At 56.4% G+C, this 17,600-nt stretch carries 17 protein-coding genes, 1 tRNA gene and 1 pseudogene; 13 read left to right on the top strand and 6 right to left on the bottom strand.

The features are described 5' to 3' along the window. The first annotated feature begins 24 nt into the window (after positions 1 to 24). Both sucC and sucD read left to right on the top strand, forming a co-directional pair. Entirely contained in the window at positions 25 to 1,203 is a 1,179-nt protein-coding gene (gene sucC / locus JAO29_RS01365; protein WP_334266376.1) for an ADP-forming succinate--CoA ligase subunit beta, read from the top strand. Next, positions 1,203 to 2,078 (top strand): succinate--CoA ligase subunit alpha, encoded by an 876-nt coding sequence (sucD, locus tag JAO29_RS01360; protein WP_334266375.1) that lies wholly within the window; start codon positions 1,203 to 1,205, stop codon positions 2,076 to 2,078. Before sucC ends, sucD begins: the two co-directional genes overlap by 1 nt. Before the next feature lie 185 nt (positions 2,079 to 2,263). On the opposite strand, the gene JAO29_RS01355 is transcribed toward sucD, so the two are convergent. Further along, on the bottom strand, positions 2,264 to 2,461 hold the full coding sequence (locus JAO29_RS01355; protein WP_334266374.1) for a hypothetical protein: 198 nt from the start codon (positions 2,459 to 2,461) through the stop codon (positions 2,264 to 2,266). 63 nt (positions 2,462 to 2,524) lie between these two features. Between JAO29_RS01355 and ndk the strand changes: the two genes are divergently transcribed. Then, entirely contained in the window at positions 2,525 to 2,941 is a 417-nt protein-coding gene (ndk, locus tag JAO29_RS01350) for a nucleoside-diphosphate kinase (RefSeq protein WP_334266373.1), read from the top strand. Between the two features lie 77 nt (positions 2,942 to 3,018). Here the strand turns inward: ndk and JAO29_RS01345 are convergent, their stop codons facing one another. Beyond that, on the bottom strand, positions 3,019 to 4,227 hold the full coding sequence (locus JAO29_RS01345; RefSeq protein WP_334266372.1) for an SGNH/GDSL hydrolase family protein: 1,209 nt from the start codon (positions 4,225 to 4,227) through the stop codon (positions 3,019 to 3,021). Positions 4,228 to 4,537: 310 nt separating this feature from the next. Between JAO29_RS01345 and JAO29_RS01340 the strand changes: the two genes are divergently transcribed. The 5 genes from JAO29_RS01340 to JAO29_RS01320 all read left to right on the top strand — a co-directional run bounded on the left by JAO29_RS01340 (position 4,538) and on the right by JAO29_RS01320 (position 9,822). Then, positions 4,538 to 5,758: a patatin-like phospholipase family protein gene (locus JAO29_RS01340; RefSeq protein WP_334266371.1), complete on the top strand. Its 1,221-nt coding sequence runs from the start codon at positions 4,538 to 4,540 to the stop codon at positions 5,756 to 5,758. A gap of 255 nt (positions 5,759 to 6,013) precedes the next feature. Next, positions 6,014 to 7,123 (top strand): aldose epimerase family protein, encoded by a 1,110-nt coding sequence (locus JAO29_RS01335; protein ID WP_334266370.1) that lies wholly within the window; start codon positions 6,014 to 6,016, stop codon positions 7,121 to 7,123. A 16-nt stretch (positions 7,124 to 7,139) separates the two neighbouring features. Next, positions 7,140 to 7,853 carry a CoA transferase subunit A gene (locus tag JAO29_RS01330; RefSeq protein ID WP_334266369.1) on the top strand — a complete coding sequence of 238 codons (714 nt, stop codon included), beginning with the start codon at positions 7,140 to 7,142 and terminating at the stop codon, positions 7,851 to 7,853. After that, on the top strand, positions 7,850 to 8,506 hold the full coding sequence (locus JAO29_RS01325) for a 3-oxoacid CoA-transferase subunit B (protein ID WP_334266368.1): 657 nt from the start codon (positions 7,850 to 7,852) through the stop codon (positions 8,504 to 8,506). Before JAO29_RS01330 ends, JAO29_RS01325 begins: the two co-directional genes overlap by 4 nt. Positions 8,507 to 8,508: 2 nt before the next feature. Beyond that, positions 8,509 to 9,822 carry a glycerate kinase type-2 family protein gene (locus JAO29_RS01320; RefSeq protein WP_334266367.1) on the top strand — a complete coding sequence of 438 codons (1,314 nt, stop codon included), beginning with the start codon at positions 8,509 to 8,511 and terminating at the stop codon, positions 9,820 to 9,822. Between the two features lie 106 nt (positions 9,823 to 9,928). Here the strand turns inward: JAO29_RS01320 and JAO29_RS01315 are convergent, their stop codons facing one another. Then, the gene (locus tag JAO29_RS01315; protein WP_334266366.1) at positions 9,929 to 10,360 is read right to left on the bottom strand and encodes a response regulator; all 432 of its coding nucleotides are present in this window, start codon (positions 10,358 to 10,360) and stop codon (positions 9,929 to 9,931) included. Positions 10,361 to 11,010: 650 nt separating this feature from the next. After that, a complete protein-coding gene (locus tag JAO29_RS01310) occupies positions 11,011 to 11,991 on the bottom strand; it encodes a PhzF family phenazine biosynthesis protein (protein WP_334266365.1) in 981 nt (326 codons plus the stop codon). A 211-nt stretch (positions 11,992 to 12,202) separates the two neighbouring features. Here JAO29_RS01310 and JAO29_RS01305 point away from each other — a divergent pair, with 211 nt between their 5' ends. The 3 genes and pseudogenes from JAO29_RS01305 (at position 12,203) to JAO29_RS01295 (ending at position 13,776) form a co-directional block, all read left to right on the top strand. Continuing rightward, positions 12,203 to 12,697 carry a hypothetical protein gene (locus JAO29_RS01305; protein WP_334266364.1) on the top strand — a complete coding sequence of 165 codons (495 nt, stop codon included), beginning with the start codon at positions 12,203 to 12,205 and terminating at the stop codon, positions 12,695 to 12,697. Between the two features lie 296 nt (positions 12,698 to 12,993). Then, positions 12,994 to 13,649, top strand: a pseudogene (locus JAO29_RS01300) (peroxiredoxin). A gap of 51 nt (positions 13,650 to 13,700) precedes the next feature. Further along, a tRNA-Cys gene (locus JAO29_RS01295) sits at positions 13,701 to 13,776 on the top strand. A 136-nt stretch (positions 13,777 to 13,912) separates the two neighbouring features. Here the strand turns inward: JAO29_RS01295 and JAO29_RS01290 are convergent. Then, positions 13,913 to 14,941 carry a radical SAM protein gene (locus JAO29_RS01290; RefSeq protein WP_334266363.1) on the bottom strand — a complete coding sequence of 343 codons (1,029 nt, stop codon included), beginning with the start codon at positions 14,939 to 14,941 and terminating at the stop codon, positions 13,913 to 13,915. A 97-nt stretch (positions 14,942 to 15,038) separates the two neighbouring features. On the opposite strand from JAO29_RS01290, the gene JAO29_RS01285 reads away from it, so the two are divergent. After that, positions 15,039 to 15,704: a class II aldolase/adducin family protein gene (locus tag JAO29_RS01285; RefSeq protein WP_334266362.1), complete on the top strand. Its 666-nt coding sequence runs from the start codon at positions 15,039 to 15,041 to the stop codon at positions 15,702 to 15,704. Positions 15,705 to 15,717: 13 nt separating this feature from the next. On the opposite strand, the gene JAO29_RS01280 is transcribed toward JAO29_RS01285, so the two are convergent. Then, positions 15,718 to 16,443 (bottom strand): FadR/GntR family transcriptional regulator, encoded by a 726-nt coding sequence (locus JAO29_RS01280; protein WP_334266361.1) that lies wholly within the window; start codon positions 16,441 to 16,443, stop codon positions 15,718 to 15,720. A gap of 202 nt (positions 16,444 to 16,645) precedes the next feature. Here JAO29_RS01280 and JAO29_RS01275 point away from each other — a divergent pair, with 202 nt between their 5' ends. After that, on the top strand, positions 16,646 to 17,557 hold the full coding sequence (locus JAO29_RS01275) for an NAD(P)-dependent oxidoreductase (protein WP_334266360.1): 912 nt from the start codon (positions 16,646 to 16,648) through the stop codon (positions 17,555 to 17,557). The last annotated feature ends 43 nt before the right edge of the window (positions 17,558 to 17,600 follow it).

Raw genomic sequence — 17,600 nt, 5'->3', positions numbered from 1 at the left:
TTCTCGCGCGGGCGAAGATTATCTATGAAAATTCACGAGTATCAGGCAAAAGAGATTCTGCGGAAGTATGGTGTGCCGGTTCCGGGCGGCGAGATGGTTCAGACCCTGGAAGAGGCAGACAGAGCCGCCAAAGACCTTTTCGGTAAGGGCAACGCGGTGGTGGTCGTCAAGGCGCAGATTCATGCCGGAGGCCGCGGTAAGGGCGGCGGCGTGAAGGTCGTCAAGTCGCTCGAGGACGCATCCACGGCTGCCAAGACAATTCTTGGGATGCAACTGGTCACGCATCAGACCGGTCCGCAGGGACAGAAGGTCCAGCGGCTGCTGATCGAAGAGGGCTCGGCGATTGATCGCGAGCTCTATCTCGGCATCGTGCTGGATCGTGCGGCGGCTCGCCTGGTCTTTATGGCCTCGCAGGCCGGAGGCATGGAGATCGAAGAGGTCGCTCATGCTACCCCTGAGAAGATCTACAAGGAGTACATCAACCCGGCCATCGGTCTGCAGCCCTACCAGGCGCGCCGTCTGGCGTTCAAGCTGGGACTCAAGCCTACCCAGATCAATCAGGCGACCTCGTTCATGCTCGGCCTGTACAAGGCCTTCATCGAGACCGACTCGACCCTGATGGAGATCAATCCCTTCATTACAACGAAGGACGACAAGCTGCTTGCCCTGGACTGCAAGATCAACTTCGATGACAACGCGATGTTCCGCCACAAGGACCTGAAGGAACTCCGCGACCTCTCTGAAGAGGATCCGCTCGAGGTCGAGGCTTCGAAGTTTGCACTCAACTACATCAAGCTCGACGGCTCGATCGCCTGCATGGTCAACGGCGCAGGACTTGCGATGGCGACGATGGACATTATCGAGTACGCCGGCGGTAAGGCAGCCAACTTCCTCGATGTAGGCGGCGGTGCCAACCAGGAGCAGATCGAAAACGCGTTCGGAATCCTGCTGAGTGACCCCAACGTGAAGGCGATCTTCATCAACATCTTCGGCGGCATCCTGCGCGTCGATGTTCTGGCGACCGCGGTCGTGGCAGCCGCAAAGAAACTCAACGTGCAGCTTCCCATCATCCTTCGTCTGGAAGGAACCAACGTGGAAGAAGGCCGCAAGATTCTTGCTGAGTCCGGGCTCAAGTTCGAAGTGGGTGCAACGATGAAAGAGGCGGCAGACCTGGCTGTCGCGGCTGCGAAAGGTGGTAAGTAATGGCAGTATTGGTGGACAAAAATACGCGGCTGATCGTTCAGGGAATCACCGGGCGCGAAGGAACCTTCCACGCGAAGGGCTGCGCCGAGTACGGAACCAAGGTTGTGGGTGGAGTAACGCCGGGTAAGGGTGGCACGACGCATGAGGGCTGGCCGGTCTTCAACACCGTCGAAGAGGCGGTGAAGGAGACCGGAGCAAACGTCACGGTGATCTTCGTTCCCCCACCGTTCGCTGCCGATGGAATCCTCGAGGCCGCGGCGGCAGAGGTCCCGCTGGTGATCTGCATCACCGAGGGAATTCCGGTGCTGGACATGATCAAGACGTGGGAGGTGGTGAAGCAGTCCAAATCCCGCCTGATCGGGCCGAACTGCCCGGGTGTCATCTCTCCGGGCAAGGCCAAAGTCGGCATCATGCCGGGCCGCATCCACAAGGAAGGCAACGTTGGTATCGTGTCCAAGTCGGGCACGCTGACCTACGAGGCCGTCTACCAGCTCACGCAGCGTGGAATTGGACAGTCGACGGCGATCGGTATCGGTGGCGACCCCATCATTGGGACGACTCACATTGACGCACTCAAGCTGCTCAATGAGGACCCGGAGACTGAGGCGATCATCATGATCGGCGAGATCGGCGGATCCGCGGAAGAGGCTGCTGCAAAGTACATCAAAGAGAATGTGAAGAAGCCCGTCGTCGGCTTCATCGCCGGCCAGACAGCGCCTCCAGGACGGCGTATGGGCCATGCAGGCGCCATCATTTCCGGTGGTGAAGGTACGGCTGCCGAGAAGATGAAGGCGATGTCCGAGGCTGGCATTACCGTCGTCAAATCTCCGGCTGAGATCGGCGACGCGATGGCAAAGGTGCTCGGCAAGGCCTGACCGACACTATCTTGAGTAGCGAAAGGCACGGCTTCCAGGCCGTGCCTTTCGTCTTGGAGACAACAAGAATGCGTCGTTTCGAGCGAAACCGCTGCTTTTAGATGGAAGTGTCATCCCGAGCAAGGACCGTGCTTTGCGGTCCGGAGTCGAAGGATCTGCGGTTTCCCGCCACCCATGCAAGAACCTTATCGTTGCTGGCGCCGATAGAAAAAACCGGCCGCCAGGAAGACCATCGCCACAAGAAACGCGAGCTGAGCGTGCTGCATGGAACGGTAGTGAAGGCTAATAAAGCCATCCACGAGCCATGCAGCGAAGCCGACAAACCAGATCCATGCGAAGTTCCGCATAGGCCTATGATGCACCCGATGGGCTGCGAAAGCCATGCAAGGGAACTTTCATGCGTGTGCTTTACACTGGTGGGATAGGAAATCGCGAGGAGAAATACGTTGTCACAACGCACATTCAGCATCATTAAGCCGGACGCCGTGAAGAAGGGCCATGCCGGCGCAATCCTGGCCGAGATCGAAAAGGCCGGATTCAAGATTGTTTCCATCAAGAAGGTCTCCATCTCCAAGACACAGGCCGAGGGCTTCTACTACGTCCATAAGGAGCGCCCGTTTTTTGGCGAACTGACCGAGTTCATGTCCAGCGGACCCATCTTCCCGATGGTTCTGGAGAAGGAAAATGCAATCGCCGACCTCCGCAAGCTGATGGGCGCCACCAACCCGGCCCAGGCCGAAGAGGGAACCATCCGTAAGAAGTTTGCGGCCTCCATCGGAGAGAACGCCATCCACGGCTCGGACGCCGAGGAGACGGCGGCGTTTGAGATCGGCTACTTCTTTGCCGGTTTTGAGCTTAAGTAACTCCGGTTTCAGTTGAAATGAGAACGGCGGTCGGGGCAGAAGCCCTAACCGCCGTTCTCGTTTGGTGGTTACGCGGTTTACCTGGTAAAGAGCTTGAGGTCGATGCTGTCCGACATCGATTTGTACCCTGCATCTGCTGGGTGCAGATGGTCTCCACTGTCGGCGCTGCTCGAAAAAACCGCAGGATTCCCCTTGTCCTGGGTGGCCTTGTCGAAGTCGATAAAGCCGTCGAGCTGGTTGGTGGTGCGGATCCATTGGTTGAGGGTCTGACGCATGGTTTCGCCTGCCGGGGAGGCGTATTTAGCTCCAACATAAGGGGTTAGGGTCGCGCCATACACCTTGATTCCGTGGGTGTGGGCGCGAGTTGCCAACTGGCTGAGTCCGGCGATCAGGTCTTCAGCCGAAACGACGTCGTAGGGCTTCACTGGGTCCTGGGCATGGCCGATGTCGTTGATGCTCTCGAGGATGATGAGGTACTTCACGCCTGCCTGTGCCAGCACGTCGCGGTCGAAGCGCTCCAGGGCGCTTGGCCCCGTGTTGTCGTGAAGGACGCGATTTCCGCCGATTCCCTCGTTGAGGACGCCGAGATCCTTTGTCTTCTTGTCTGCCTGGAGTCTTTGAGCCAGAAGGTCGGGCCAGCGTTGATTCGTGTTGCGGGTGCTGTGCGCGCCGTCGGTGATGGAATCGCCAAAGGCAACGATTGAGGCGGCCTTGTCGTCGCTGGACCTGACGTCGATGCCCTTAAGGAAGGGCCAGTCGGTGATCTCTGAGGGGTTTTCGAGGCTGGGGGCTCCGGAGACGCTTCCCGGGGCGGTGTAGCTGGTCTGGTTGGCGAAGCTGTGATGGGTGACCTGGGTGATGCTTTGCGCGGGAACGACGAAGCTGACGGCGACGTCGGAGAGGGCAGGCAGCTTGAGGGCGACAGGATCGCTGACGGCGAGGGCCCCGGCTGGGATCGTGACCGAGGTGCGGCCGTTGAAGGTGACCGGGCGGGTGTTGGCGGCGTCAATCTCGCTGCCCTGCGAGCGCGGGGCGAGGTAGGCGGAGCTGATGGTGAGGGAGGTAAGCCCGAACTCGTTGGTAAGGATGATCCGTGCGGCATCGCCTCCAATGGAGATGTGGACGATCTCACGATAGGTGGTCTCTGCGGCACCGTACTTCGCTTCAGGATTGGGAAGAGCAACCGGGGAGGTGGCCCAGGTTCCAACCCAGTGGTCGGCTGCAAGGGCGGGGAGTGAGAGAAGCGAAGCGAGGCAGGCGGTGACGGCGAGGTGACGCAGGTTCATGAACTTCCTTTCGCAGAGAAGTGGGACGGAATCATGGTAATGCAGGGGAGGTGTCAGGACTTACGGGAGCCGATCTTCCCGAGACTATCCCGGTTCAATGAGTGGTTTGGTGATATAGCGCTTGTTGAGAATTGCAGGCCCAAATGACCCCTTTGCTAAGAGATGCCCGTTCCTGGAGCTTCTCGCCATCTTCCGGTACACTAAGTCGCCTGCATCTCCTCTGTCGCGGACGGAGGCTCTGTCGGTGCGGATGACAGTTGACGGGCTCTCTTTTATGTTCAGCTAACTCATCACCTAAACTCAGGTGCAAATGAGATCGCTTCCCAAGTCGGTTGCCATACTCGGATTATCTCTTTCTCTGATTATTGTGCAGGGATGCGCGGCACATTCGCGTCATGCGGCCGTGCCGAGTGGTCTGGCCGCAAAAGCAATTGTGTCTGGAATGGATTACGGAATACGGTACTTCCCCGAGAATCCTGACCGCGTCCAGGTATTTATCGACGATTACGGAAAGACCATGGAGCTTGAAGACGCCTACTACGCCAAGCAAGGCCATTCCGGTTCTCTTCCGTCGATAGCGATGCTCGCAATCTCCGGAGGGGGCGACAACGGCGCTTTTGCTGCGGGCTTTCTGAATGGGTGGACCAAGGCGGGGACGCGACCGGAGTTCAAGCTCGTAACTGGCGTAAGCACGGGAGCTCTCGTTGCGCCATTCGCTTTTCTGGGACCGGCGTATGACAAGAAACTGAAAGAGTTTTACACGAGCATCTCACTAAAAGACATCGCCAAGAAACGTTCCATTCTCGCAGTCGTGACGAATGATGCCATGGCCGACAATACCCCCTTGAAAAAGCTGGTGAAGAAGAATATCGACCAGGGCATGCTGGATGCGATTGCTGTTGAGCATGGGAAGGGACGCATGCTTCTGATAGGGACTGTAGATCTGGATGCGCGACAGCCGGTCATCTGGAACATCACTAAAATTGCAGCGAGTGGCCGTCCTGGATCTTTGGAGTTAGTCCGGTCGCTTCTGATCGCCTCTTCTGCCATTCCGGCCACGTTTCCTCCAGTGATGATCGATGTGGAAGTGGGCGGCAAGAAGTACCAGGAGATGCATGTTGACGGAAATACCGCTGCTCAGGTCTTCATCTATCCGACGGCCGTACGGCTTAAGGATTTGTCGGAGATCGCTGGAGTAAATCGAGAAAGAAAGCTCTACATTCTCCGGAATGCCCGGCTCGATCCGGAATGGGCGCAGGTGGAACGCAGGACATTACCGATTGCGGCCCAGGCCATCGGCACATTGATCCAGTCTCAAGGCGTCGGCGATCTCTACCGTATTTATACGGTTACCCGGAGGGATGGGATCGATTTCAACCTCGCTTTCATTCCACCGAATTTTGTGACCCCTCACAAGGAAGAGTTCGATCCGGTTTACATGCGTGCGCTCTATGGTGTGGGTTACGAATTGGCCGAGAAAGGTTATTCCTGGACTAAAGAGCCTCCGGTTCTAATTCCAACCTCTGAATAACAGCTTCGTTCAGTGTCATATCCATTGTTGATAACAGGCCAATGCACTTATTCAGCTTGCAGGCAACAAAGGCGCTTGCGTTTATCCGCCGCTCTCAATTCAAAAAATGGCTTCCCGAGAACTTCCGTCCTCCATTCGCGACCGACAACCATGATGGGACGGCCGGAGTGACATGTTTGGCGGGGCCTACGTTATAGTGGCAGGGTTGCAGAAACGGTCTTCGCCGCAGTGGCAGCGAAGGGCAGGGAGCTGAGCGTGACGATACGTGGGTTAGCGGTTATGCTGCTTAGCATGGCTATGGCAGCAGATGCAGGGGCGGCAGTGACGAAGGCGGCGTTCGGAAAGATGCCGGACGGAACCGCAGTGGATATATACACGTTGAAGAGCGATGCGCTGGAGGTCAAGGTGATGACCTATGGCGCCCGTATCGTAGCGATCAACACGGCGGATAAGAACGGCAAGGTAGCCGACGTTGTCCTGGGGTATGACAAGCTTTCGGACTATCTGGCGGATAAGAAGACGTACTTCGGTTCAATCGTGGGGCGGTACGGAAACCGCATCGCTCACGGCGAGTTCAAGCTGGACGGCAAGACCTACGACGTGCCGAAGAATGATGGCGGGATCAACTCGCTGCATGGCGGCACGGTGGGCTTCGACCAGCATGTGTGGACTGGCAAAGAGGTTCCGGGCGGCGTGGAGATGACGCTGGTGTCGAAGGATGGCGACCAGGGTTTTCCGGGCACGCTGACCGCGCACGTGAGGTATACCGTGCACGGCAGGACACTGCGTATCGACTACAGCGAGTCGACAGACAAGGACACGGTGGTGAACCTCACGAATCATACGTACTTCAACCTGGGCGGCGTAGGCAGCGGTACGATTCTGGACGAAGAGATCACCATCAACGCCGACCGCTTTACGCCGACGGACAAGGGGCTGATTCCTACGGGCGAGCTTGCCCCGGTGGCTGGCACCCCGATGGACTTCCGCAACGCGACGGTTATTGGCAAACGCATCCACGCCGACTATGAGCCGCTGAAGCTGGCCGGGGGCTACGACCATAACTGGGTATTGAACGGAGCGGATGGCCAGTTGAAGCTGGCGGCGAAGGTGCATGATCTGAAGTCGGGCCGTGTGATGACGGTACAGACGACGGAGCCGGGCGTGCAGTTCTACACCGGCAACTTCCTCGATGGGACCTTCAAGAGCGCGAGCGGATGGCCGTATGCGAAGAACACGGCACTGTGCCTCGAGACACAGCACTTTCCTGATTCGCCCAATCACCCCTCGTTTCCTTCAACCGAATTGAAGCCGGGACAGACGCGGCACAGCACGACAACCTTCACCTTTACGACGCAGAAATAGCTGCAGGTTATCCGGCATGAACAAGGTTGTAACCTCAGCGGATGCGGCGGTCGCGGACATTGCGGCTGGATCCACGGTCATGCTCGGAGGTTTTGGCTTGTGCGGAATTCCTGAGAACCTGATCGCCGCCCTGGTGAGGCGGCGCATCACGGGGCTTCACACAATCAGCAATAATATGGGCGTCGACGGCTTTGGCATGGGGCTGATGCTCGAGGCCGGGATGATCGTTTCGCATATCGGTAGCTATGTCGGCGAGAACCGCAGACTGGAACAGATGGTGCTTCGAGGTGAACTAAATCTCACACTCATTCCGCAGGGAACCCTCGCGGAGAGGATACGTGCTGGTGGAGCCGGAATTCCGGCTTTCTACGTTCCTACCGGGCTGGGCACGGTCGTTGCTGAAGGCAAGGAGATTCGAGAGCTAAACGGACGGAAGTATGTGCTCGAGACGGCCTTGCACGCGGATGTAGCTCTGATCAAGGCATGGAAAGGTGACAGGCTTGGGAACCTTGTCTACCGCAAGACAGCGCGCAATTTCAACCCTGTGATGGCCACTGCGGCTGCGGTAGTGATTGCGGAGGTAGAGGAGCTGGTCGAACCGGGAGAACTCGATCCGGATCACATTGTTACTCCGGGAATTTATGTAAAGCAGGTCGTTGTTGGAGAGCGTTATAGCAAGCCCATTGAGTCACGCTTCATTAAAGAACATATGACCGGAGGCGCAGCGTGACAGGAAAGGAGAGGATTGCGCGCCGCATCGCGCGGGAGGTAAGAGATGGCTTCTACGTAAATCTTGGTATTGGTTTGCCGACCATGATTGCCTCTTATCTTCCTCCAGGGCTGGACGTCATCTTTCAGTCGGAGAACGGCATGCTTGGCGTTGGTCCGCCTCCAGATGAAGCAGAAGCTGATCCCGACCTCATCAATGCAGGAAAGCAGCCGGTCACGGAGCTTCCTGGATGCTGCTATTTCGCCAGTGACGAGTCATTTGCGATGATTCGCGGAGGGCATATGGACATGAGCGTTCTCGGCGCCATGCAGGTGGACGAAGAAGGAAACTTGGCGAACTGGACCATTCCCGGAAAGATGGTGAAGGGAATGGGAGGAGCGATGGACCTCGTCGCCGGAGCTCGCCGCGTGATCGTCGCGATGGAGCACCAAACAAAAGAGGGTGAGCCGAGGATTCTGGGACGATGCACGTTGCCTCTCACGGGAACGCACGTTGTGGATGATATCGTCACGGAGCTTGCCTGGATCAGAGTAACTTCCGGAGGTCTTTTGTTGACGGAGATCGCTGAAGGTGTCAGCGCGGAAGAAGTACAGGCGCGCACCGGAGCGCAACTGGTGGTTGCCAAAAATATTGTAACGATGGCTGTGACATAAAGATGCAGACTGCACGACAGGACATTCTCGATATCTTTCAGCACACGTTCCGTGTCGCACGAGTCGAGCGAGTGATTGAGGAACGGATTCACTTCGATAAAGAGGTGATGCAAGTTGACGGGTTCCGTTACGATCTTTCAACATTCGATCGATGCGTATTGATCGCTATGGGAAAGGCCGCCGAGCCCATGCTCTCCTCCTTTCTTGCTCGGAGCGGAGATGCCTCTTCGCGATTCGAAGGAGTGATCGCAGCTCCCGATCCTGTGATCGTTCCATCCGACAGATTCCTTGTGTTTCAGTCCGGCCATCCAAGCCCGAACAGAGATTCCATCGCGGCGGCTGAGACGATTGTGCAGGTCTTGTCTTCTCTGTCGGAGAAGGACTTCGTGATCTTTCTTATCAGCGGCGGCGGCTCCTCGATGGTCGAGCAGTTTCTCGATGCGGGGACGCCGTTAGAGGTCATCGCGGCAACCCATAAAGCTCTCGTGGAGAGTGGAGCTCCGATCACCGCCATCAATACCGTCCGTAAGCACCTCTCTTCAGTGAAGGGTGGAAGACTTGCGACGGCGGCTGCTCCCGCTGAGCAGTTGACGATTGCGATCTCAGACGTGCCGTCAGGCAAACTGGATGCTCTTTCTTCAGGGCCCACGACGCCGGATGAGAGCACGCTTGAGGATGTATATGCTGCCGTTTCAAAGTATGGCGTGATGTCACGGCTGCCTTCTCAGATCTCAGATCTGCTGCGAACGCATTCCCTGGCGGAGACGCCGAAGCGGGGTGAACCAATCTTTGGGCGTTCGCGATGGTCGGTGTTGCTTGACAGCTCATCGCTCGAACGTGCCGCAGAAGCTCGCGCAACTGAACTGGGCTGGCATGTGACTGTTGACGATACCTGCGATGACTGGCCAGCGGATGAGGCTGCTGTCTATCTGGTGAACCGGTTGCGCGAGTTGCGGCGCGTGCAGCCTCGTGTGTGTCTGCTCTCAGCTGGAGAGGTTACTGTAACCGTGCCGCACGGAATTGCAGGTCAAGGTGGCAGGAACCAGCACTTCGTGCTGCAAGCTGCGCGCATGATTGCCGGCGAAGAGATCACGGTGTTGAGTGTCGGCAGTGATGGAGTGGATGGAAATAGTCCTGCTGCAGGCGGCATAGCGGACAAGAACACGGTCGAGAGAGCGATGGGCTTAGGTTCTTCCGTCGATCAGGCGATTGCAGAATTTGCGAGCTATCCACTCCTGCAGAAGCTTGGCGACGCGATTACTACAGGTGCAACAGGAAACAACCTGAGAGATCTGCGAATCCTGCTCGCGCCCTAATCTCATTGCGCTCGGTACCTCAGAAGGCGGCAATCAGAAACCTGACCTGGGTGCGAAAGGAGAGCCTGCTATCCAGGCTCTCCCAGCCTGCGGTGCATGCGAATGCTCAAGAGGCCAGCGCCGGGCCAAATGCAACGCGTTGCGGAATGTGTGCCCGCTTGGGACCACGCTTACGCGCCACCAGAACGCGAACGCGTTCGATCAATTCAGCGGGCGAGCTTGCGCCCTTGGGAAGGAAGACGTCGGCGCAGCAGGCTCGGTCGGAGGTTCCGAGGGTGCCGGAGACGATCATCGCCGGCAGGGAAGGCTGCAGTTGCTTGACGCGACGGACGAGCTCGTTCCCATCCATCTGAGGCATGTTGAGGTCGCTGAGCAGAAGATCGAGAGATCCGGGTATGGACTGCTCCACGACCTCGAGAGCGTGCTGGGGAGAAAGTGCCGGGATCACGCGGTAACCGCGAGTCTCAAGCAGAAATGTACGGACAGACAGTGCTTGTTCGTTGTCGTCAACGCAGAGGATCGTCTTCTTAGGCCGCAAGGCAGTCTCGCTTCTGCCGGAAGAAGACCGTAATGGTCACTCCGGCTGATGGGCCAGGTCTGCGGATCGGCTGGTTAGCGATCCGCAGGCCCGGGATGGTTCAGGCGCTCCCTGCCGGCCCGGTCCGAGACGTTTTCGGGCGCGAGTTGGTCCGTCTGTCCCCGGAGGTCCGCAGACAGGAGAGGCAAAGCTCTCCTGTCTGCTCCCACACAGGAACAGTGCCAACGTCCGACGTGTAACGGCCGGACCGCAGGGTGAGAGAGATGCTCGGGACAACACAGGTTGCCTCGCGAGAAGTTCGAAGGCGAATGGATCGGTCTGCGAATAGCCGCGCTGCCATCTGTGATGGATGACATGCGGAAGGGTGCAGATTTCGATGCTTCGGTTCGAAGACTCGCGACTGTGTGACAGTCGAGCGTCTCTCAACTCAGGTTTTCAGTAGTACAGGCGAAAGACTCATCAGCGATGTCCCGCATGTTGCATGCGAGAACAATCGTTAACGCTTGCCAAGAGTATGAAGAGATGAGCCGCAACGCAATGGCGAAGCTAGAGCGAAAAGAGGAGAGATTAGAACTTGCACATCCACCGTTTTGTAAATCGGCGCGAATTTATTGACGATTCACAAAGCATCCCTGTTGAAATTAAGTGCATCACGGCAGGAAAAGGCGTCCCATTGCAACAGGAATGGTGCGTCCTCCGACGAACACTTCGCCGATGTTGTCACCGATATTCTTCGCTGAGAGATACAGGCGACTGGGACGTCGCATCTCGACACCCTGTTCGAAGATGACTGTCTCACCACTTGCTGCTGCACCGTTGCGTACAAGCCATGCAATTGCAGGGCCAGCTGCCGATCCTGTCGCAGGATCTTCTCCGTTGTAGAACTTCATGCGGGCGTGCCACTGGGCTCCGCTGTCAGCTTTTGCGCGGGTCACGAAGTAGAAGAACTTTGCCCGGTGCTCCTGCAGGTATCGCTCAACGCTCTCGGTCTGCGGCACCATGATTCTTTCGGCAGCTTCCGGGGAGCGCAACGGAACCATGCAGAATGGATTCCCGGTAGTCACGGTCTGAATGGGAAGTGCGGGATCGATATCCTCGAGCCGCATCCCCAGCACATCTGCCAGGTCTGTCGGATTCTGTATGGGACCGAAGATCGGATCGTTCTGGCGCATCGTGCCAAAGATTCCGTATCCGTTTGGCTCAGGAGGTGAGAAGCGTACTGGAATAGTGCCGACCTGCAGGTCGAGCGAGATGTTCTCTGCACCTTGCAATCGAGGGTGGTTCCAGTAGAGCCAGCTTGCTGTCCCCAACGTCGGATGCCCCGCGAAACGGAGTTCTTCCTCTGTCGTGAAGATGCGCACACGTACGCCACGCTCGTGTTCGATCTCAGGCTCGCGCGGGAAGATGAAGGTTGTCTCAGAGAGATTGGTCTCGCGTGCGATGGCCTGCATCTCCTGCGAAGTAAGCCCACGTGCGTCTGTGAAGATGGCCAGTTGATTGCCTTCGAGCGGGCGCTCTGCGAATACGTCGACCAGAGCGTAGTCGAAAGCCATGTGAGCGGTAAATGGAGGGGGCGGCGTCAATTTAGAAAAGAGAGAGCTTTCGAAGTGAAGTGCGGAACGCAGCGCCATGATACGTGAATCTATGTTTTCTCCTGCGGATTTCCGTGTACTTATTGGCGCAATCGAAGCGCACAGGTGCTATGCTTCCATTTCTATCGTTGTGATGCAGCTTTCCGGGCCAAAGGTGATATTTGGCTACAAAGAAGATGGTATCGGGCTAGCACGTCAGATCTAAGGGCTCCAACTTCCACAAAAATCCAGCGGATTCAGGGAGTGAACCATGTCGATCACACGTTATCTCTGCCTGCTTGTCTTCACGGCAGCAACCATGCAAGTCTTTGCTCAGGCTCCTGCGGACGCAAATACCGGAAGGCCTCTGACTGACGATGATATTGCAGTCCTGCGGCAGGATATCCAAGCCGATAAGACGGACATCATCACACGCAGTATGGAATTTACGCCGGAGCAGTCCACGGCGTTCTGGCCGGTTTATCGCGACTACGCGCATGAACAGCAGAAGGTCGGCGATGATCGGGTCGCACTAATCAAAGATTATGCAGCGAACTACGACAAGATCGATGACACCCAGGCGGACAGCTACATCCAGCGCTATCTGAAGTATGAGGATTCGATGGCGTCGCTGCGCAAGAAGTATGTTCCCAGATTCAAGAAGGCTATAGGAGCCAAACAGACAGCGAAGTTTTTGCAGGTCGATAACCGCCTGACGCTTCTGGCCAATGTGCAATTGGCAGCACTGCTGCCGATCATCAAATAGATCCCGTCGCGGGGAGGAGAGTTGACATCGCCCTTCTCCCCAGACTATGTTGGGTTAGACCGCAGCCAGGCGTTCTTCCTGATGCGGACGAAATATCTGTTTCTCCATGAAGATGATGCCAAACCAGACTCGGATGTGCTGTTGCTGTGACCGAGTGAGGGTGTGTGCATGAGCGAACCGGAGTAGACATCTTCGAGTAGCACATAAACCCACCCAAGCCGTTGCGCCGGGTGGGTTTTTCTCGGCCCATTGAAAAAATAGAAAGTGGGGCGGCTGCCCCGGAAGGTAGAAAGAACATGTCACTGCGCATTAACGACGTAGCTCCTGACTTCACTGCAGAAACGACCCACGGCACGATTAACTTCCATGACTGGATTGGCGATAACTGGGTCGTCCTTTTCTCGCACCCCAAAGACTTCACGCCCGTGTGCACGACAGAGCTTGGAGCAGTCGCTAATCTCGAAAAGCAGTTCGCGGCTCGAGGAGCCAAGGTGATTGGCCTTAGCGTCGATCCGGTCGACAACCACAGCAAATGGGCGCAGGACATCAAGGATGTCAGTGGCGCAGACGTGGACTTCCCGATCATCGGCGATCCTGAGCTGAAGGTCGCCAAGCTTTATGACATGCTTGCGGCAGATGCCGGCGACAGCTGCGAGGGCCGTACGCCTGCCGATAACGCTCCGGTGCGCACGTCTTCGTGATCGGACCTGACAAGCGGATCAAGCTGACGCTGGCCTACCCGATGACCACCGGCCGCAACTTCGACGAAATCATCCGGGTGTTGGATTCCATGCAACTGACCTCGAAGCACAAGGTAGCTACCCCTGCGAACTGGAAGCAGGGAGAAGACGTCATCATTACGGGAGCTGTGTCCAACGAGGAGGCGAATACACTGTTTCCAGGATACAAGACAGTCAAGCCTTATCTCCGCACAGCAGCTCAACCGAAATAAGGTAATCTGTTGGAAGTCACACTCCGCCGCGGGTTTGCGGCGGAGTGACGAGCACCGATGGCGAAGTGGCTAACGCGCTGGTCTGCAAAACCAGTATTCATGGGTTCAAATCCCATTCGGTGCTCCACAAGAAAAGACCATCAGCCAGCCAAGCTATGGGCTGGCTTTTCATCTGGCTGAGAGCTGTCGAGCCTGATCCAGCATTCATGCCTGGGTCCAGCCTTCATGCACGTCGCAGAGTGACAATAGGTGATTCCGTTCGGCTAGTTCTGCAGAATTTTGAAGGCTTTAGCCTGTGGTCCAGCAGGTCTTTTTGTAAAAGCACGTTTGATGTTGCGGAAAGATCTCCCGATTTCGTCAGAGGCGTAGAAGATGTGTCCGGCCGTGAGTGGCCCCACGACGCGATGGTGTCCAACTGCGGCGAGCCCCATGGATGCGATACATCCGCATTGCGAACAGTCGGGCTCTCCACCAAATTGGCATGGTGTGATCTTCGTTTCCAGATCAGCAGAGATGGTGTGGGTGGTCCGGGCGAAGATGCAGTCTCGAGGACTCTTGGGTGGCGAGAGAATCTCACGAATCAGGCTCTCGTGCATATCCAGGATGGGATAGAGCTCGCGTAATCGCAGGAGCTCGTGAGTCACAGTAATACGCTGCTCCGCACTCAGAATCTCCGGGCCGGTCGCTCCGATCTGAGGAGTGAAGAGGCTGAACCACACTTTTCTAATCTGTGGCCGCTGACTCCAGAAGGAGAGAAATTCCTCGAGATACCCTGGCCGGGAGGCGATATTGCCCGTGATGGTGGAATGGATGGTGATATTTGCATCGGCGATGTTCTTGAGTATGCGTTCATAGGTCGCAGGTTTTCGCCGCTCATCATGTTCGGGCTGTAGACCATCGATCGACACAACCACATTTACATGTTCGAACCGCTTCCATTCCGGGGGAATGACACGGAAGGCGCTGGTCACGACCTGAGTATGAACGCCACGAGCCTCTATCTGAGGAATCAGTATCTCGAGTTCCCGGTAACGCACCAGAGGGTCGCCACCTACGAGAGAGACATGGAGTGGCCGCTCTCGATCAATGATCGCCAGGATCTTCTCGACAAGCTCAGTTCCTCGAAAGTCGGAGAGTTGACGCAGACCGGTTTCCCCGCCCAGGTGTGCTGCATCAAAAGCGTAGCAGCCGGGGCAACGAAGAGGACACTCCTTTGTTATCTCGATCGAAAGAGAAGGTTTATGACCACTGAGAATTCCTGCCCACGCATTCAGAACTTCACTTGTTTTCATCAGACCTCAATATGGTAATAAGATGCATCTTTCCATGATGCTGTTCGATTTGAGCGGCTCAAATGTGTTGGAATAGAGTGCAAACAGGAGCTGCCTTTTGATCGCGAATGGAAACAGCACAGAACACGAGCTTCGGCGCGACCTTGTTAAGTTCAGCAAATGGCTGTATCGGCTGGGTTTCATGCCTGGATTCTCCGGAAATCTTTCTGTCCGGATTAGTTCTGATTTGATTCTTACGACGCCGACAGGTTGCAGCAAATACCTGTTGCGGCCTGAAGATATCGTCCTCGTCGATCTGGACGGGCGGCAGATTGCGGGATCAAGAAGACCTACCAGTGAGATTGGAATTCACCTCGCTGTATATCAGTGCAGGTCCGATGTGAAAGCCGTCGTGCATGCGCACCCTCCTCTGGCTACCGCCTTTGCCTGCGCAGGGAAAGCGCTCGATGTACCGCTCTGTGCAGAGGCCGTGATGATGCTTGGTCCAGTTCCGCTAGCCCCATATGCTACGACCGGAACTGAAGAGCTAGCAGCGAGTCTTCTTTCTTTGATTCCCGATCATACTGCAATTCTTATGGCGAATCACGGCGCGGTGGCATACGGACACAGCATTCTCGATGCTTTTCTGAAGATGGAGACAGTCGAGCATTTCGCTCAGATATGTCTCGTGGCGCACCAGTTAGGTTCCCCTCGTCCGCTTGAGGGCTTAGCCATTGGGCAATTGCATGAAGCGAGAGCGAAATATCTGAAAAATGTACGCTGACGTCTCTGAGAAGCTATGCATCCTGTCGAAGAGATTCTTCAACCGCGGACCTATGGCGAAGAACTGCTGCATTGAGATGGGTCTGCATCGCAGCCCGTGCCTTTTCGGAGTCATGGTCCACGATAGCCTGAAGAATATCTTTATGCTCCCGAACTGACAAAGGCATCGCGTGGGGCAGTTGCAGCACCTTCGCAACGCCGCGCTCCAGCTGACCTCGAATGACCGAGACGAGATCGAGGATGAGCTTGTTATTGGAGGCGCGGGCGAGGCCGAGGTGAAACTCAAGATCGAGTGCGGCAAAACGCTTCGCGTCGTCTATCGATTCATCCATCTTCGCTACAAGATCCTGCAACTTCTTCAGATCGGCGGGTTGCGCATTGCGTGCTGCGCTGGCGGCGGTGACGCCCTCCAGGGCCATGCGCACCTCCATGAGGTCTTCGATATCGTGCTGTTCCGTGCTCATACGCCAGTGCAGCACGGTCTCCATGAATTTTGAGCCATCCATCGCAACCGATGTGCCTTCGCCGGGACGTGCGGATAGCACGCCCATGATGGAAAGGCACCGGAGTGCCTCCCGCAAAGAAGAACGGCTGGCCGCAAACTTTACGCAGAGATCGCGCTCCGATGGGAGACGCTGACCGGCTTTCAGGTCTCCGTTGGAGATCAGGGTAATGATCTGCTGCACAATGTCATCGCTGATGGAACTCTTACGGATTGGCCGAACTTTCAGACGCGTCACTTTATCTTGTTGCCCTCTTGGCTGATTTGGTCGAAGCAAGCCTTCTCCACGATACAACATTGGCAGATCCCTCCCGATCACGCGAATTATAGCTTGACATTGGTATGACAATATGACAATCTCACGGCTAAATCTCTCCATTCTTCACTGAGTTTCTGTGGCACAAACGCGAATTGCTCGCCACAGCGACAAGGAGTTTCTTGTGGCAAACGTTGGTTTCTTGGGTCTCGGAATTATGGGCGCTCCAATGGCGGCTCATCTCGCGGAGGGCGGTCACAATGTGACGGTCTGGTCTCACAACTCAGATAAGGCTGCACGCTTTGCTCAGGAACATGGCTGCGCACTGGCGAAGACTCCTTCTGATGTCGCTGCCCGGAGCAGCACCAGCTTCCTTTGCGTCGGTGATACCGCTATGTCGCAGGAAGTGATCCTCGGCGACCAGGGACTGGCTTCCGGGGCTGCCGCGGGAAGCCTGATCGTTGACTGCAGCACCATCTCGCCGTCTGCCAGCAAGCAGATAGGTGCGCAGCTGGCTGAAAAGGGAATTCGCTTCCTAGATGCACCGTGTACCGGATCGAAACCCGGGGCGGAAGCGGGCACGTTGTCATTCATGATTGGAGGCGACCGGGACGCATTCGAGGAAACTCGACCGCTCTTCGAACTCATGGGCAAGGCGCTCTACTACTGCGGTGAGCAGGGAATGGGACTGCACGCAAAGGTCACTCAGAATCTGGTCCTCGGCAACATTCTGCAAGCCTTCAACGAAGGGCTGGTCCTGAGCACTAAGGGGGGCGTCGATCCCAGAGTGATGATTGAGATCCTCAACAACACCGGCGCACGCTCCGGATACGTAGCTTCCAAAGCGGAATTTGTGCTGAAAGGGGATTTCTCAACCACGTTTTCTGTTCGATGGATGGAGAAAGACCTGGGGCTGGCGGTGGAAGTGGGGTCTGAGCTGGGAGTGCCTCTCTTCACCACGTCCGCTTCACAGCAGCAGCTGCGGACCGCGATCGCCATGGGCTACGGCGAAGAGGATATCAGTGGTTCAATCCGAGTTCTTGAAGAGATTGCATCCTGCCAGGTGAGAAGCGCAACGGATAAGACTTCCGCCTGAACAAGTAGCGCAGCAGCAAGTCTTCTCTCTCCCATCTCTGTTT

Source organism: Edaphobacter sp. HDX4, from assembly GCF_036877565.1.
In the GTDB taxonomy this organism is placed as follows: Bacteria; Acidobacteriota; Terriglobia; order Terriglobales; family Acidobacteriaceae; genus Edaphobacter.
The sequence above is the reverse complement of the archived record's forward strand: the minus strand, read 5'-3'. Positions and strand labels throughout refer to the sequence as shown.

Excerpts from the sequence above, each read along its gene's own strand:
- JAO29_RS01310 (WP_334266365.1), bottom strand. The coding sequence starts at position 11,991 with ATGGCGCTGCGTTCCGCACTTCACTTCGAAAGCTCTCTCTTTTCTAAA.
- JAO29_RS01290 (WP_334266363.1), bottom strand. The coding sequence starts at position 14,941 with ATGAAAACAAGTGAAGTTCTGAATGCGTGGGCAGGAATTCTCAGTGGT.
- sucD (WP_334266375.1), top strand. The coding sequence starts at position 1,203 with ATGGCAGTATTGGTGGACAAAAATACGCGGCTGATCGTTCAGGGAATC.
- JAO29_RS01345 (WP_334266372.1), bottom strand. The coding sequence starts at position 4,227 with ATGAACCTGCGTCACCTCGCCGTCACCGCCTGCCTCGCTTCGCTTCTC.
- JAO29_RS01330 (WP_334266369.1), top strand. The coding sequence starts at position 7,140 with ATGAACAAGGTTGTAACCTCAGCGGATGCGGCGGTCGCGGACATTGCG.
- JAO29_RS01305 (WP_334266364.1), top strand. The coding sequence starts at position 12,203 with ATGTCGATCACACGTTATCTCTGCCTGCTTGTCTTCACGGCAGCAACC.
- sucC (WP_334266376.1), top strand. The coding sequence starts at position 25 with ATGAAAATTCACGAGTATCAGGCAAAAGAGATTCTGCGGAAGTATGGT.
- JAO29_RS01320 (WP_334266367.1), top strand. The coding sequence starts at position 8,509 with ATGCAGACTGCACGACAGGACATTCTCGATATCTTTCAGCACACGTTC.
- JAO29_RS01355 (WP_334266374.1), bottom strand. The coding sequence starts at position 2,461 with ATGGCTTTCGCAGCCCATCGGGTGCATCATAGGCCTATGCGGAACTTC.
- JAO29_RS01340 (WP_334266371.1), top strand. The coding sequence starts at position 4,538 with ATGAGATCGCTTCCCAAGTCGGTTGCCATACTCGGATTATCTCTTTCT.